Genomic DNA, 1,185 nt, shown 5'->3' on the forward strand with positions numbered 1-1,185 from the left:
TGTTGTTGGGCTAGTCATGCAATGGCTGTGAGCCCTAACAATTCATTCAAGCCGAACGCGCTTCGCGCGTCGGCTTAATTCAGGCGTTAGGCCGCATGTGGTGACAACGACGATATCCGAAGCAACGCAGGATCATCTTGGCCAGGTGTTGCACTGGCTCAAGCTTGAGCAAGAGGAGCTGCTTGAGGGCTTCTACTGCAACAAGGAGATCATCTGCTCCTCGTTCGCCGCACGTGAGATGCAATGCTTGCTAAAAGACGGGCATCCGATCGGCTTTGGCATCTTCCACATCAAACCGTCTGGCACTGCATCTATCGACATCTTGGAGATCCATCCGCTGCACAGAGGGTCCGGCCACGGCACTGAGCTGGCTAAAAATCTCATCGGGCACCTGCTGCGCTCCGGGTCTACTCATGTCTCCGTTCAGTGCGCGCCAAGGTCTTCTGAGAGCTTCTGGCGCAAGCTCGGCTTTGTTGACAAGCCCTCTCGCTTCCCGCAATTTCCACCAATAGTACTTTGGCTGCCCGGGCAAGCGGCCTAACAATTCGTTCAAGCCGAACTTGCTTCGCTACACCGACAACATGGCAGAAAAAGCTTGCCATGTTGTTGGTTCCGCTACGCAAGTCGGCTTAACTCAGGCGTTAGGGGCCATGTGGAAGCTCATCGCAGCCGTAGTTCTTCTGGCTAGCCTCGCCGGCTGCGCAACGGTCCGCGATTACCGAATGGAGCGCTCGCTGACCCGCTCTCGTGCGGCGGCCTTGGCCGCGATCGACCCCGAGAACTGCCGCCGCAAAGGCGGCACCATTCGGCAAGTGGGCATGTTCGGCACTCCGTCCTGTGTCACTCCGCTTCCGGACGGTGGCAAAGCGTGTCGCTCTGACGCAGAGTGCTCAGGCGCCTGCTTCGCGCCAGAAGGCGCGTCTATCGGTCAGGCAGCGACCGGCATCTGCCAGGTAGACACGGCCGCCGTGTTTGGCTGCCATGATCACGTGGAGAATGGGGTGGTGGTCGGGGGCATGTGCGTTGACTAGCTTGGCCCCTAACAATTCGTCCAAGCCGACGCCGCTTCGCGGCGCGGCTTAACTCAGGTGTTAGTCCGCTCGGGAAAGATCAATGGCTGTGCGGGTTCGGGCGTCTGACAGATCACGGCGCAAGCCTGACGCTCCAGACACGATCGCAGTCGCC

The 1,185-nt window shown here is 59.2% G+C and carries 1 protein-coding gene; it reads left to right on the plus strand.

Annotated elements, in window-relative coordinates:
* Positions 1-100: 100 nt before the first annotated feature.
* Positions 101-541 carry a GNAT family N-acetyltransferase gene (locus tag H570_RS0100145; protein ID WP_169447712.1) on the plus strand — a complete coding sequence of 147 codons (441 nt, stop codon included), beginning with the start codon at positions 101-103 and terminating at the stop codon, positions 539-541.
* Positions 542-1,185: the final 644 nt, after the last annotated feature.

The organism is Luteimonas mephitis DSM 12574, assembly GCF_000422305.1.
GTDB lineage: Bacteria > Pseudomonadota > Gammaproteobacteria > Xanthomonadales > Xanthomonadaceae > Luteimonas > Luteimonas mephitis.